The sequence below is a fragment of the Pseudocitrobacter sp. 2023LY-00077 genome (genome assembly GCF_055796175.1).
The window spans coordinates 214878-228573 of the sequence record NZ_JBSPEI010000006.1; the positions used below are offsets into that span (position 1 = coordinate 214878).

Below are 13696 nucleotides of genomic sequence, written 5' to 3' on the forward strand. Positions count from 1 at the left end.
CAGGGAGAGGGGACCGATTGTGCCCATGGTTCATTTGGTGCCGGTCTTCTCCCTCTCCCTGTGGGAGAGGGCCGTGGTGAGGGCATCAAACCGCACTTTTCCCCCATTAACCGTTTCAGCGCCGCCCCGCTTCCTTGAGCCAATGGCGCGTTGGTGGTATCGTTTAGCGCTTTTGAAAAATTTAGACAACCTTTGAGGGGATTTTCGCAATGCGTATCATTCTGCTTGGCGCTCCGGGCGCGGGTAAAGGAACTCAGGCTCAGTTCATCATGGAGAAGTACGGTATTCCGCAAATCTCCACCGGCGATATGCTGCGTGCAGCTGTGAAATCCGGTTCTGAACTGGGTAAACAAGCCAAAGACATCATGGATGCAGGCAAGCTGGTTACCGACGAACTGGTTATCGCGCTGGTTAAAGAACGCATCTCCCAGGAAGATTGCCGTAACGGTTTCCTGCTGGACGGCTTCCCGCGTACTATTCCGCAGGCAGACGCCATGAAAGAAGCGGGCATCAACGTTGATTACGTTCTGGAATTCGATGTTCCGGACGAGCTGATCGTTGACCGTATCGTTGGCCGTCGCGTTCACGCGGCATCTGGCCGTGTTTATCACATCAAATTCAATCCGCCGAAAGTGGAAGGTAAAGATGATGTGACCGGCGAAGAGCTGACCACTCGTAAAGACGATCAGGAAGAAACCGTGCGTAAACGTCTGGTGGAATATCATCAGATGACTGCGCCGCTGATCGGCTACTACTCTAAAGAAGCGCAGGCGGGTAACACCAAATACGCGAAAGTTGACGGTACCCAGGCCGTTGCTGCCGTTCGCGCAGAACTGGAAAAAATCCTCGGCTAAGGCCGTTTTGCCGGATGGCGGTGCACGCACCTTATCCGGCCTGCATTTTTTTGTAGGCCTGATAAGCGCAGCGCCATCAGGCAACTATCCGCACCACCTCTTACAGCAATTAGTTTTTCTTCCCCGCTTTTCCGCTACAATTATCAACGATTTGAATCAATGAGAGGCGGTAATGCGTTATAAAAAGACAGGAATTCTGCTGGTAAACCTCGGTACACCCGATGCGCCAACCGCCGATGCGGTTAAACGCTATCTTCGGCAATTCCTCAGCGACCGACGCGTTGTCGACACTTCCCGCCTGTTATGGTGGCCGCTGTTACGCGGTGTGATCCTGCCTATTCGCTCGCCGCGCGTGGCAAAACTCTATCAATCCGTGTGGATGGAAGAGGGCTCGCCGCTGATGGTATACAGCCGCAGACAGCAAAAAGCGCTGGCGGAACGTCTGCCAGACATGCCCGTTGCGCTGGGGATGAGCTATGGCACGCCGTCGCTGGAAAGCGCCGTTAATGATTTGCTGGCGCAGGATGTTGACCATATCGTGGTACTGCCGCTGTATCCGCAATACTCCTGCTCGACGGTTGCCGCCGTGTGGGATGAACTGGCGCGCATCCTGGGTAAAACCCGCGCCATTCCGGGCATCACGTTCATTCGCGATTACGCGACCGATCATGACTATATCAACGCGCTGGCGGGGACGGTGAAGGCCTCTTTTGCGCGCCACGGCGAACCGGATTTGCTGATGCTGTCTTATCACGGCATTCCGCAGCGCTATGCCAATGAAGGCGATGATTATCCGCAGCGCTGCCGCGATACCACGCGCGCGCTGGTTTCCGCGCTGGAAATCGACCCGGATAAAGTAATGATGACCTTCCAGTCGCGCTTTGGCCGCGAACCGTGGCTGACGCCGTATACGGATGAAACACTGAAAATGCTGGGTGAGAAGGGCGTGAAACACATTCAGGTGATGTGCCCGGGCTTCTCTGCTGATTGCCTGGAGACGCTGGAAGAAATTGCGGTACAAAACCGGGAAGTGTTCCTCGAAGCTGGTGGGGTGAAATATGAATATATTCCGGCGCTAAATGACACACCGGAACATATCGATATGATGCAGGCGCTGGTGACGCCGCATTGCTAGCGAGTATGCAGTTGCTCGACAAAGAAAGCCGCGCCGTCCCGCAGCGCCTGGTCGGCGGTTTTCATCATCCGTGAATAGTGTAAGAACGCGTGCAGCACGCCGGGATACATCACATAACGGCTGGTTTGCTGATGCGCCTGTAGCGTTTGATGCAGCAGGCGGCTGTCGTCAATCAGCGGATCGTATTCCGCGCCGGCGATAAAGCAGGGCGGCACGTCACGGGTGAGATCGTTATTGAACAAGCAGTACCACGGCGATTCTTTGTCCTGCGCATCCTGTAAATAGGCGCGTTCGTAGCTTTCCAGATCCTCACGCGTTAACCCGTCCCAGCTTCCGCCCATCAACCGACGGCTGACGGAATCCTGCAAACCATATAGCCCATACCACAGCAGCGTCCCCGCAACGTGCCCGCAGTTTATCTGACGATCGCGCAGCCACAGCGCGCTGGCCAGCGCCAGCATCGCGCCCGCAGAATCCCCCGCAAAGCCAATTTGCGTCATATTGATGTGGTGGGCGGTATCGCGACGCTGAAAGAACTGACAAACGGCGACGATTTCTTCAATCGCCTGCGGATAGCGGGCCTCCGGCGAGAGGGTGTAATCAATGCCAATCACCGTGCAGCCGCTGTATTTTGCCAACAGCCGCATAATACGGTCGTGCGTGTTCAGATTGCCGAGAATAAAGCCGCCGCCGTGCAGATAAAACAGCGTCGCCAGGCTTTCTGGCTGCGGTGAGTAAATACGCGTTGCCACGGTGCCGAACGGCGTGGGAACCACACACTCGACGGTGGCCATCTCGGGTGCGCCCTCGTTCCAGAATTGTCTTTCGCGCGTGTAGTAATCGCGCTGAATTTCAAGCATTGCATCGGCGGGCCAGGGCGGCAAGTCGGGCCGCTCAAATTGCATGACCTGCTGCATTTCTGCCGAGATTTTCTCCAGTACGGGGATCTTATTTTCCGCTTTCATCACGCGCTCCTTAGTATCCTCGCGATATTGTAGAGTTCCCAGCGCGGGAAACTGCGATCTCGCTGACCGATATTGAACGCTGACCTGCACGACGTTCGTCGCATGCGGCTGGTGGAATGTGCTACCATTTCCCGCTCGGCTATCCACCAGTAAACAGAATCATGAAATTTCCCGGTAAACGTAAATCAAAACACTATTTTCCCGTTAACGCCCGCGATCCGCTGTTAAAACAAATTCAGCCTGAAAGCGAAAATGGCGTCTCCTGGGTGGTTGGCATTGACCAAACCCTGGTGGATATCGAAGCCAAAGTCGATGACGCGTTTATCCAGCGCTACGGCCTGAGCGCCGGGCATTCGCTGGTGATTGAAGATGATGTGGCGGAAGCGCTGTATCAGGAGCTGGTGCAGAATAACCTCATCACCCATCAGTTTGCCGGGGGAACCATCGGCAACACCATGCACAACTATTCGGTGCTGGCGGACGACCGCTCGGTACTGCTCGGCGTGATGTGCCGCAACGTAGAAATTGGCGGCTACGCGTACCGTTATTTGTGCAATACCTCCAGCCGTACCGACCTCAACTATTTGCAGGGTGTTGATGGCCCGATTGGCCGCTGCTTTACGCTGATTAGCGAATCCGGCGAGCGTACCTTCGCGATTAGCCCTGGCCATATGAACCAGCTGCGCCCGGAAAGCATTCCGGAAGCCGTGATCGCGGGCGCCTCTGCGCTGGTGCTGACCTCTTACCTGGTGCGCTGCAAGCCCGGTGAGCCGATGAAAGACGCCACCATGCAGGCGATTGCCTACGCGAAGAAATATAACGTTCCGGTCGTCCTGACGCTTGGCACCAAGTATGTGATTGCCGATAACCCGCAGTGGTGGCAGGCATTTCTCAAAGAGCATGTCTCGATTCTGGCAATGAATGAAGAAGAGGGGCTGGCGCTAACCGGGCTGGATGACCCGCTGTTGGCCTCCGATAAAGCGCTGGACTGGGTGGATCTGGTGTTGTGCACCGCCGGGCCGGTAGGGCTTTACATGGCAGGCTTTACCGAAAACGAGGCAAAACGTAAAACCCAGCATCCGCTATTGCCGGGGGCTATTGCCGAATTCAACCAGTATGAATTCAGCCGTGCGGTGCGTTTTAAAGATTGCCAGGACCCGCTGCGAGTGTATTCGCACATTGCGCCATATATGGGCGGCCCGGAAAAAATCATGAATACCAACGGTGCGGGAGATGGCGCGCTGGCGGCGCTGCTGCACGATATCACCGCTAATAACTACCATCGCAATAACGTGCCGAATTCCAGTAAGCACCAGCATCACTGGCTGACCTATTCGTCGCTGGCACAGGTGTGTAAATATGCCAACCGGGTGAGTTATCAGGTGCTGAACCAGCATTCACCGCGCCTGACACGCGGCCTGCCGGAAAGGGAAGATAGCCTCGAAGAGGCGTACTGGGAGCGGTAACGTAGTGTGTTGCCCGGTGGCGCTTCGCTTACCGGGCCTGGGCCGGATGGGCGCAGCCGCCATCCGGCACTTCGGTTTTAGCCTGTCACCGCCTCTTCAAGCGGCGGTTTTTCTAACAACCCCAGCATGGTTTTCGCAATCTCACGTTCGCCCATCACCACCTGATTGGCGCCGCGTTCACTGATATACTCCACCTCATCGTCATAATGCGCGCGGGCGATAATCTCAATGCCCGGGCATTTTTCGCGCGCGGTGGCGACAATCTCACCGGCTTCGTAGCCGTTCGGAATGGTCAGCAGCAGCCAGCGAGCGCAATCCAGATGCGCCAGATTGAGGATCTCTTCATTAGCCGCATTGCCCAATACCGCGCGAATACCGCGCTCGCGCAGTTCATCGACGCGCGTGCGGGAGGTTTCAATCACCACCAGCGGAATACCCTGCGCCATCAGCTTCTCGCCGAGCAGGCTGCCGACGCGACCGTAGCCAACCAGCAGCGCATGATTACAGATGTCCACCGGGATCTGCTTCTCGTCCTCAATCGCTTCTTCAAGCGTTTGCTCTTCCAGCGTCTCGGTTTTCTCGAGATATTTCTCCAGCAGGGTAAACAGAATCGGGTTGAGCATAATCGACAGGATCGCCCCTGCCAGCACCAGGTTCTGCCCGGCCTGCGGCAGCAGATCCAGCGCCATGCCGAGCCCTGCCAGAATAAAGGCGAATTCACCAATCTGCGCCAGGCTGGTGGCGATAGTCAGCGCGGTACGCTGCGAGTGACCGAACAGGCGTACGAGGAAGAACGCCGCTAATGACTTACCGAAGACGATGATTGCCAGCGTGCCGAGCACCGCCAGCGGCTGCTCGATCAGAATCATTGGGTCAAACAGCATGCCGACGGAAACGAAGAACAGCACGGCGAACGCGTCGCGCAGAGGCAGTGTATCGTGGGCCGCGCGGTGGCTCAGTTCAGACTCATTCAGCACCATCCCGGCGAAGAACGCGCCCAATGCAAAGGAGACATCAAACAGCTCAACCGCACCGAAGGCGATGCCGAGCGCTAATGCCAGCACCGAGAGGGTAAACAGCTCACGTGAGCCGGTGGCGGCGCTACGAGAGAGTATCCACGGCACCAGACGACGGCCTACCAGCATCATAATGGCGATAAAGGCGACGACTTTGCCGATGGTAATCGACATGTCCAGCGCCAGCGAAGCCAGCCCAACGTCGCCTTTTTCCATCATACCTGCGACGGCAGGCAGCAGAACCAGCGTTAACACCATCACCAGGTCTTCAACAATCAACCAGCCGATGGCGATTTGCCCACGCTGGCTATCAATGAGTTGCCGTTCTTCCAGCGCGCGCAGCAGCACCACGGTACTGGCGGTGGAAAGACACAGGCCGAACACGATACCGGTCATCAACGACCAGCCGAGCAACGACGAAAGCGCCATACCCAGCAGCGTTGCCACCGCTATCTGTAAAATTGCACCGGGAATGGCGATGGCCTTTACCGCCATCAAATCTTTCAGTGAAAAGTGCAGCCCGACGCCAAACATCAGCAGAATCACGCCCAGTTCCGCCAGTTCAGGTGCCAGTTGCGTATCGGCGACAAAACCCGGCGTGAATGGCCCGGCCAGAACGCCTGCTAATAAATAACCGACTAAAGGAGATATGCGTAATCTGTTGGCAATCATGCCAAGGAAAAATGCGAGAACAAGACCACCAACAATGGTGGTGATAAGCGGTGTGGCGTGATGCATTCCGTCTCCTTTCGTGGTGGTGCGTTGTTCCATTTTTGGCTCAGATGCGTGACATCATCCGGAAAACCAAAAAACCTTGTAATAGTTTATGACAAAATGGGTCATCATGTTTATGAATAAATGTTGAATTTTAATAAAAAAAGGAATTAATGATCGGAATAACCCCAAAAGTGGGATTGGCTGAGGAATAGCAGAGGAAATGCCGCAGTGGCTGGGGAACTACGCAGCCAAAGTTTGACTTTGGCTGCGTGAAAATTACTGTTTTTGTCGGTTATCAGGCAGGAATATGGTCAACATCCCCAGAAGTGGCAGGAAAGCACAGATTTTATAGACCAGTTCGATGCTGGTATGGTCAGCAACCAGCCCCAGTACCGCAGCACCTAAGCCGCCCATGCCGAAGGCGAAACCGAAGAATAAACCGGAAACCATGCCAATTCGGCCAGGTAAGAGCTCCTGAGCGTATACCAGAATCGCCGAAAATGCGGAGGCGAGGATAAATCCAATGATCACCGTTAAAATACCGGTCCATTCCAGCGATGCGTAGGGTAAAACAAGCGTAAACGGTGCAACGCCAAGGATAGAGCCCCAAATAACATATTTACGCCCAATTTTATCGCCAACAGGCCCGCCAATCACGGTTCCCGCCGCGACCGCAAACAGGAAGGCAAAGAGGTGTATCTGCGCATTTTGGATGGATAAGCCAAACTTATGCATCAAATAAAAGGTGTAATAGCTGCTGATGCTCGCCATATAGAAGTATTTTGAAAAAATAAGCATCAGAAGTACGCAAACGGCCAGAATCACCTTATTGCGCGGCAGTGGATTAATAATCGCGGCTTTAGGTTTACCTTTATTAATGCGGTGCTGTGCGGCATACCAGCGGCTGATTTGAGCCAGTACAACAATCGCCAGCAGCGCTGCCAGCACGAACCAGGCGACGTTGCCTTTACCGTACGGGGCAATAATAACCGCCGCCAGCAGCGGCCCTAACGAACTGCCAAAGTTACCGCCAACCTGGAAGATTGACTGCGCCAGGCCATGACGTCCACCGGACGCCATACGCGCCACGCGCGAGGATTCCGGGTGGAAAACTGACGACCCGGTACCGACCAGCGCAGCGGCCAGCAGAACGGTATAGAAACTGCCCGCCAGCGCCAGCAGAATCAGGCCGCTTAGGGTAAAGCACATGCCGATAGGCAGCGACCACGGCATCGGGCGCTTATCGGTCACGTAGCCGACCACCGGCTGAAGCAGCGAGGAGGCGAGCTGGAAGGTGAGGGTAATCATCCCGATCTGCACGAAACTGAGCGAGAATTCAGCCTGTAGCAGCGGGTAGATAGCCAGAATTAACGACTGAATCATGTCGTTAAGCAGGTGAGAGAGGCTGATGGCCCCGAGAATTTTAAACGACGTGCGTGCCTGTTGCTGGGGCGCAGAGGAGCCGGACAGCCCAGGGCTGGTTTCACTGATTGCCATAGATTCCACTTATATTTGATGGTGCGATGTTGGAGATAATCGATGTTGTAATAGTTATCAGCCTAAGATACCTGTCTGCGGCGTATGAAGGAAGTCTCATTTCTAAAATGAAATTCGACTATTCTTTCAGAGCGTTGTAATTTCGGCACTTGTCATTCAATCAGGGAGTGGATCATGAAATTTGTTCGACGGGGCATAGCGCTGGCGATGCTGGCCGCGCTGTCTTTGGCAAGCACAGGCGTTCAGGCCTGGGAAAAAGATAAAACCTATAAAATCACAATATTACATACTAACGATCATCACGGTCACTTCTGGCGCAGCGAATATGGCGAGTACGGTTTAGCGGCGCAAAAAACGCTGGTGGATGGCATTCGCAAAGAGGTGGCAGCGGAAGGCGGGAGCGTGCTGCTGCTCTCTGGCGGCGATATTAATACCGGCGTGCCGGAGTCGGATTTACAGGATGCAGAGCCCGATTTTCGTGGCATGAATCTGGTGGGTTATGACGCGATGGCGGTCGGTAACCATGAATTTGATAACCCGATGAGCGTGCTGCGCCAGCAGGAAAAGTGGGCGAAGTTCCCGTTCCTGTCGGCCAACATTTATCAGAAAAGCACTGGCGAGCGCCTGTTTAAACCGTGGGCGATCTTTAAGCGCCAGGATCTCAAAATTGCCGTGCTTGGCCTGACGACCGACGATACCGCCCGTATAGGTAACCCGGAAAACTTTACGGATATTGAGTTTCGTAAGCCTGCCGAAGAAGCGAAGCTGGTCATTCAGGAACTTCAGATGAATGAAAAACCTGATTTTATCATCGCCGCTACGCACATGGGCCACTATGACAACGGTAACCACGGCTCTAACGCGCCGGGCGATGTCGAGATGGCGCGCAGCCTGCCTGCCGGGGCGCTGGCGATGATTGTGGGTGGTCACTCACAGGATCCGGTTTGCATGGCGTCGGAGAATAAAAAGCAGGTCGATTATGTGCCAGGCACGCCGTGTGCGCCGGATAAACAGAACGGCATCTGGATTGTTCAGGCCCATGAGTGGGGGAAATACGTTGGGCGCGCCGATTTTGAGTTCCGCAACGGTGAACTCAAGCTGGTGCATTATCAGCTGATCCCGGTGAACCTGAAGAAGAAAGTGACTTACGATAACGGGCAAAGTGAGCGCGTACTTTACACGCCGCAAATCCCGGAAAGCGCGCAAATGCTCTCGCTGCTGAGCTCGTTCCAGAATAAAGGCAAAGCGCAGCTCGGTGTCAAAATTGGTACGGTGAATGGTCATCTGGAAGGCGACCGTAGCAAGGTCCGTTTTGTACAGACCAACCTGGCACGCGTGCTCCTTGCGGCACAAATGGCGCGTACCGGCGCTGATTTCGCGGTAATGAGCGGTGGCGGCATTCGTGATTCTATCGAAGCAGGGGATATCACCTATAAAAGCGTGCTGAAAGTTCAACCGTTTGGCAACGTGGTGGTCTATGCCGATATGACCGGCAAAGAGGTGACGGATTACCTCACCGCTGTGGCGCAGAAAAAACCGGACTCCGGTGCCTACCCGCAGTTTGCCAACGTCAGTTTTGTGGCGAAAGACGGCAAGCTGACGGACCTTAAAATAAAAGGCGAACCGATTGATCCGGCGAAAAACTATCGCCTGGCGACCCTTAGCTTTAACGCCAGCGGCGGCGATGGTTATCCGCAAATTGATAAATTACCGGGCTATGTGAACACCGGGTTTATCGATGCGGAAGTGCTGAAGCAGTTTATCGAACAGAACTCACCAATAGATGTGAATGCTTACGAACCGAAAGGGGAAGTGAGCTGGGAATAGGGGCCCTCACCCTAACCCTCTCCCGCAGGGAGAGGGGACGGATTGTGCTCAATGCAAATACGAACTCGGTTTTCTCCCTCTCGCTGCGGGAGAGGGCCGGGGTGAGGGGGCCTGGCACTCAATCCCTGCGCGCAATATCCGCGAATTTTGCATCAAGGATCTTCGCCAGATCGCTCGCCGCGAGTTCAATATCCAGCCCGCGCTTGCCGCCAGAAACATAGATGGTGGCAAAATCCTGCGCGGGCGCATCAATCACCGTCGGCAGGCGTTTTTTCTGCCCCAGCGGGCTGATACCGCCGACCAGATACCCGGTCGTACGCTGCGCCACCATCGGGTCTGCCATATCGACTTTCTTCGCGCCCAGCGCCTTCGCCACTTTTTTCAAATCAAGCTGCCCGGCCACCGGCGTGACCGCCACGGCCAGATGTTTCATATCGCCATTGATGGCGACCAGTAACGTTTTGTAGACCTGGTCCGCATTCAGACCCAGTTTACGCACCACTTCGTCACCAAAGTTGGTTTCGCTCGGATCGTGATCGTAGGCGTGAGTCTGGAAAGAAATTTTGTTTTTTTCGAGTAACTTAACGGCGGGAGTCATAATCATCCTTTCTTACTACTGAACAGACATGCCCTAAGCATACGCCTCTGGGCTGGCTAAAAAATAGTATTATCTTGCGCAATAGTAATGGAAGTGATGATGACTTTGAGCGACAATCAAAGGATCCGGAGTGCGAACTTCGGGATAATAATAATGATGAAATTCCTCTTTGACGGGCCAATAGAGATATTGGCCATTTTTTTATTTCAGCATCTGCGGCAGGTTGCCTTCGCCATACAGATGCAGCGCGCCAACTGCCACCACATAGCGCCCCGGCGGCAGCGCCAGCAGCGTATCGCGCCACGCCTGATTACGCTGCACCATCAACACATCATACAGCGACTGGCTAAAGGTATTCGGCAGCGGTGAGTTTCTGTCGGTCGGCGGCTGTTCCAGCCACCAGCCAATCATCACCTGCAACAACCGTGCGTTGGTGTGCCAGTGGGTGAGGGTGTCCTCCAGCAGCGCCAGCCCGTTATCAGGCAACTGGAGTAACAGCGCAATCTGACTCGATGCGCCCTCCAGCTCCTGAATGGGAAGGGAAGCCTGCCGTGCCGCCTGCAAGAGTTGATAATCAATCCCGTAATCCGGACGCAGGCCCAGCTTTTGCGCCTGCGTTGTCTGCATCACCATCGCGATTTGCCACAGTGGCTGGGTATCGAAACGCGCAAGAGGTATGCCTTGCTCATCGGCCAGTCTTTCCAGCTCGGCAAGCTGTGTTGCCGTCAGGCGTTCGGCAAGAGGGGCGCAAAGAGGAAGGTTGTCAAAAGGCGCTTCATTGCCGGAAATATCCGCCTCAACGATCAGCGCATCGGCCTGCTGGAGCTTTTTGACCAGCTTCGGCGGCAGTGGCGACATATCGCGCGTGCCCATATGAATGCTGCCGACCAGATGGAGCTCACGACCGCCGGGCAGGGAGATATCAACGGCGGGCCAGCTATAGGGGGCGCCTCGCAGCGCATGCCACAAGCGTTTTAGTTGATTTAACAGACCCATACGCGCTCCCTTTGAGAAAGGTTCATGCTAGCGCGACCATCGTAAAGGTGCAAATCTCCCTCCTGAAACTGAATCAGGAGGGAGTAGGGATCATGCCTTCGGTTTAAACCGCAACAACCGATTCGCGTTGCTCACAACCGTAATGGAAGAGAGCGCCATTGCCGCCCCGGCGACCACCGGGTTGAGCAGCGTCCCCGTAATCGGCCAGAGAATACCGGCGGCGATGGGGATACCCAGCGAGTTGTAAATAAACGCGCCCAGCAGGTTCTGCTTCATGTTGCGAAGCGCCGCGCGGGAAATCGCCAGCGCATCCGCGACGCCCATCAGGCTGTGACGCATCAGTGTGATGGCGGCGGTTTCAATCGCCACATCGCTGCCGCCGCCCATCGCAATACCGACTTCCGCCTGTGCCAGCGCCGGGGCGTCGTTGATGCCGTCGCCGACCATCGCCACTTTCTGCCCCTGGTTTTGCAGCGCTTTAATGGCTTCGGCTTTGCCGTCCGGCAGCACGCCAGCAATCACCTCATCAATACCCGCTTCCCTGGCGATGGCATTGGCGGTGGTTGGGTTGTCGCCGGTCAGCATCACCAGACGATAACCTTCGCGGTGCAGACGCTCAAGCGCCGCAACGCTATCGGCACGCAGCGGGTCGCGGATGGCGAACAGCGCAGCGGCTTTGCCGTCAACTGCCAGCAGCACCGGGGTGGCGCCCCGTGAAGCCTGCGCGTTGATGTCACTTTCCAGCTCGGTGGTTGAGATCTTCTGTTCGTTGAGCAGCGCCTGGTTACCCAGCAGCAGCGTTTGCCCCTCCGCTTCGCCGCTGACGCCCAGCCCGCGCAGGGTGCGGAAGGCGTTAACCTGCGGCAACGTTGTATCCCCCGCTTTTTCCAGAATTGCTCGCGCTAACGGGTGGCTTGAACCTTGCTCCAGCGCGGCGGCAAGACGCAGCGCCTGCGCTTCTTCTACACCTGAGAAGGTTTTCACTGCCACAACCTGCGGCTTGCCTTCCGTCAGCGTGCCGGTTTTATCAAACACCAGCGTGGTCAGTTCGCTTGCCCGTTGTAGCGCGTCGGCATCACGAACCAGCACGCCGTACTCAGCCGCACGACCCACGCCAGAAATAATCGACATTGGCGTTGCAAGGCCGAGGGCACACGGGCAGGCGATAATCAGTACGGTGGTGGCGATCACCAGAGTGTAGACAATCTGTGGCGCCGGGCCAAAGAAGTACCAGATGGCGGCGCTGAACAGCGCGATGGCGACCACGGCAGGCACGAACACCGCCGAGATTTTATCCGCCAGTTGGCCGATTTCGGGTTTACTGCTTTGCGCCTGGCGCACCATTTTAATAATGCGCGACAGCGTGGTATGGCTGCCCACCGCGCTGGCGCGGAACAGAACGGAACCGTCCTGTACCACCGTCCCGGCGTGAATAGCATCGCCATTGCTTTTTTCCTGCGGCACAGGTTCACCGGTGAGCATCGCTTCGTCAAACCAGGCTTCGCCCTGGGTGATTTCGCCATCGACCGGCACGCGGTCGCCGGTAGTCAGACGCAGCGTCATACCCGGCAGAACCTCGGCCAGCGGCACGGTTTTTTCGCCGTTTTCCGTCACCACGCGGGCAGACGGCGGCGTCAGATCGAGCAGTTTCTCCAGCGCTTTTGATGAACGCTGACGGGCGCGCGCTTCCAGCATATGGCCGAGGTTAATCAGACCGATGATCATCGCGCTGGCTTCATAATAGAGATGACGTGCTTCCATCGGGAACCACTGCGGCCACAGGTTGACGCTCATCGAGTAGAGCCACGCAACGCCAGTACCCAGCGCCACCAGCGTATCCATCGTCGCGGTGCCGTTTTTCAGGCTTTTCCATGCGCTGCTGTAGAAGTGGCCGCCGGCGAAGACCATTACGGCCAGCGTCACCAACCCGATGACAAGCCACAGCGAGCGGTTGGCGTCGGTCACCATCATGTTGTCGCCGATCATTCCCCAGACCATAACCGGGATACCGACCAGTAGCGCGACAATCGCCTGCCAGCGGAAGCGCTTCATGGTGGCGAGCGCGGTTTCCTGCTGGCGCTCACGACGTTTCAGGTCATCTTCAATCGCTTCCGCGCCGTAGCCTGCTTTCTCTACGGCGTGGACTAGATCAGCGGCGGAGGCGCTGCCCATCACCAGCGCAGTGCGCTCCGCAAGGTTTACCCGTGCCTGTGCGACGCCCGGTACCGCCTGAAGGGCTTTTTGCACGCGAGAGACGCAGCTGGCGCAGCTCATTCCGTTGATCAGCAACTGCTGGCTGTCATCCAGATCCTGGGCTGCCGGAAGCTCAGGGGTGACCGCTGTCAGTGCTTCCGACGGGGTTACTGCTTCCGCCAGCGGTTTAGCCTTTGGGTGGCTTAACTCTGCGCCGTAACCCGCTTCAATAATGGTTTCGATCAGCGCTTCCGCGCTGGCGCTACCGGTAACGTGGGCTTCGGTAATGGTGACATCAGCCTGCTCCACGTCAGGACGTTTTTCCAGGCTCTCTTTAACACGTTTAACGCAGTGGCCGCAGGAGAGGCCATCAAGCGTCAGGTCGATAGTATTGGACATAACAAACTCCTTATCTTCTGAGTGTGAATAAGC

General features: G+C 56.0%; 10 protein-coding genes. 4 read left to right on the plus strand and 6 right to left on the minus strand.

The window, feature by feature from the left end; translation table 11 throughout:
- Window positions 1–209: 209 nt before the first annotated feature.
- Window positions 210–854: an adenylate kinase gene (adk, locus tag ACWWFX_RS10255; RefSeq protein ID WP_149462095.1), complete on the plus strand. Its 645-nt coding sequence runs from the start codon at window positions 210–212 to the stop codon at window positions 852–854.
- Between the two features lie 172 nt (window positions 855–1026).
- Window positions 1027–1989: a ferrochelatase gene (gene hemH / locus ACWWFX_RS10260; RefSeq protein WP_276222356.1), complete on the plus strand. Its 963-nt coding sequence runs from the start codon at window positions 1027–1029 to the stop codon at window positions 1987–1989.
- Here the strand turns inward: hemH and aes are convergent.
- On the minus strand, window positions 1986–2954 hold the full coding sequence (gene aes / locus ACWWFX_RS10265) for an acetyl esterase (protein WP_473223735.1): 969 nt from the start codon (window positions 2952–2954) through the stop codon (window positions 1986–1988). The two genes, hemH and aes, sit on opposite strands and share 4 nt — an antisense overlap.
- Window positions 2955–3115: 161 nt before the next feature.
- On the opposite strand from aes, the gene ACWWFX_RS10270 reads away from it, so the two are divergent.
- Window positions 3116–4420 carry an inosine/guanosine kinase gene (locus ACWWFX_RS10270; RefSeq protein WP_473223736.1) on the plus strand — a complete coding sequence of 435 codons (1305 nt, stop codon included), beginning with the start codon at window positions 3116–3118 and terminating at the stop codon, window positions 4418–4420.
- A 77-nt stretch (window positions 4421–4497) separates the two neighbouring features.
- Here ACWWFX_RS10270 and ybaL read toward each other — a convergent pair whose 3' ends face one another.
- Together ybaL and ACWWFX_RS10280 are read right to left on the minus strand one after the other, a co-directional pair.
- Window positions 4498–6174 (minus strand): YbaL family putative K(+) efflux transporter, encoded by a 1677-nt coding sequence (gene ybaL / locus ACWWFX_RS10275; protein WP_473223737.1) that lies wholly within the window; start codon window positions 6172–6174, stop codon window positions 4498–4500.
- A gap of 255 nt (window positions 6175–6429) precedes the next feature.
- Window positions 6430–7650 carry an MFS transporter gene (locus ACWWFX_RS10280; RefSeq protein WP_015965515.1) on the minus strand — a complete coding sequence of 407 codons (1221 nt, stop codon included), beginning with the start codon at window positions 7648–7650 and terminating at the stop codon, window positions 6430–6432.
- A gap of 174 nt (window positions 7651–7824) precedes the next feature.
- Between ACWWFX_RS10280 and ushA the strand changes: the two genes are divergently transcribed.
- A complete protein-coding gene (gene ushA / locus ACWWFX_RS10285) occupies window positions 7825–9477 on the plus strand; it encodes a bifunctional UDP-sugar hydrolase/5'-nucleotidase UshA (protein ID WP_473223738.1) in 1653 nt (550 codons plus the stop codon).
- A gap of 118 nt (window positions 9478–9595) precedes the next feature.
- On the opposite strand, the gene ybaK is transcribed toward ushA, so the two are convergent.
- The 3 genes from ybaK to copA form a co-directional block, all read right to left on the minus strand.
- A complete protein-coding gene (ybaK, locus tag ACWWFX_RS10290) occupies window positions 9596–10075 on the minus strand; it encodes a Cys-tRNA(Pro)/Cys-tRNA(Cys) deacylase YbaK (RefSeq protein WP_015965513.1) in 480 nt (159 codons plus the stop codon).
- 201 nt (window positions 10076–10276) lie between these two features.
- On the minus strand, window positions 10277–11071 hold the full coding sequence (locus tag ACWWFX_RS10295; protein ID WP_473223739.1) for a TraB/GumN family protein: 795 nt from the start codon (window positions 11069–11071) through the stop codon (window positions 10277–10279).
- A gap of 90 nt (window positions 11072–11161) precedes the next feature.
- The gene (gene copA / locus ACWWFX_RS10300) at window positions 11162–13663 is read right to left on the minus strand and encodes a copper-exporting P-type ATPase CopA (RefSeq protein ID WP_473223740.1); all 2502 of its coding nucleotides are present in this window, start codon (window positions 13661–13663) and stop codon (window positions 11162–11164) included.
- Between the last annotated feature and the right edge of the window lie 33 nt (window positions 13664–13696).

Coding starts and splice junctions, on each gene's coding strand:
- ACWWFX_RS10295 (WP_473223739.1), bottom strand. CDS start 11,071: ATGGGTCTGTTAAATCAACTAAAACGCTTGTGGCATGCGCTGCGAGGC.
- ushA (WP_473223738.1), top strand. CDS start 7,825: ATGAAATTTGTTCGACGGGGCATAGCGCTGGCGATGCTGGCCGCGCTG.
- aes (WP_473223735.1), bottom strand. CDS start 2,954: ATGAAAGCGGAAAATAAGATCCCCGTACTGGAGAAAATCTCGGCAGAA.
- adk (WP_149462095.1), top strand. CDS start 210: ATGCGTATCATTCTGCTTGGCGCTCCGGGCGCGGGTAAAGGAACTCAG.
- hemH (WP_276222356.1), top strand. CDS start 1,027: ATGCGTTATAAAAAGACAGGAATTCTGCTGGTAAACCTCGGTACACCC.
- copA (WP_473223740.1), bottom strand. CDS start 13,663: ATGTCCAATACTATCGACCTGACGCTTGATGGCCTCTCCTGCGGCCAC.
- ACWWFX_RS10270 (WP_473223736.1), top strand. CDS start 3,116: ATGAAATTTCCCGGTAAACGTAAATCAAAACACTATTTTCCCGTTAAC.
- ACWWFX_RS10280 (WP_015965515.1), bottom strand. CDS start 7,650: ATGGCAATCAGTGAAACCAGCCCTGGGCTGTCCGGCTCCTCTGCGCCC.
- ybaK (WP_015965513.1), bottom strand. CDS start 10,075: ATGACTCCCGCCGTTAAGTTACTCGAAAAAAACAAAATTTCTTTCCAG.
- ybaL (WP_473223737.1), bottom strand. CDS start 6,174: ATGCATCACGCCACACCGCTTATCACCACCATTGTTGGTGGTCTTGTT.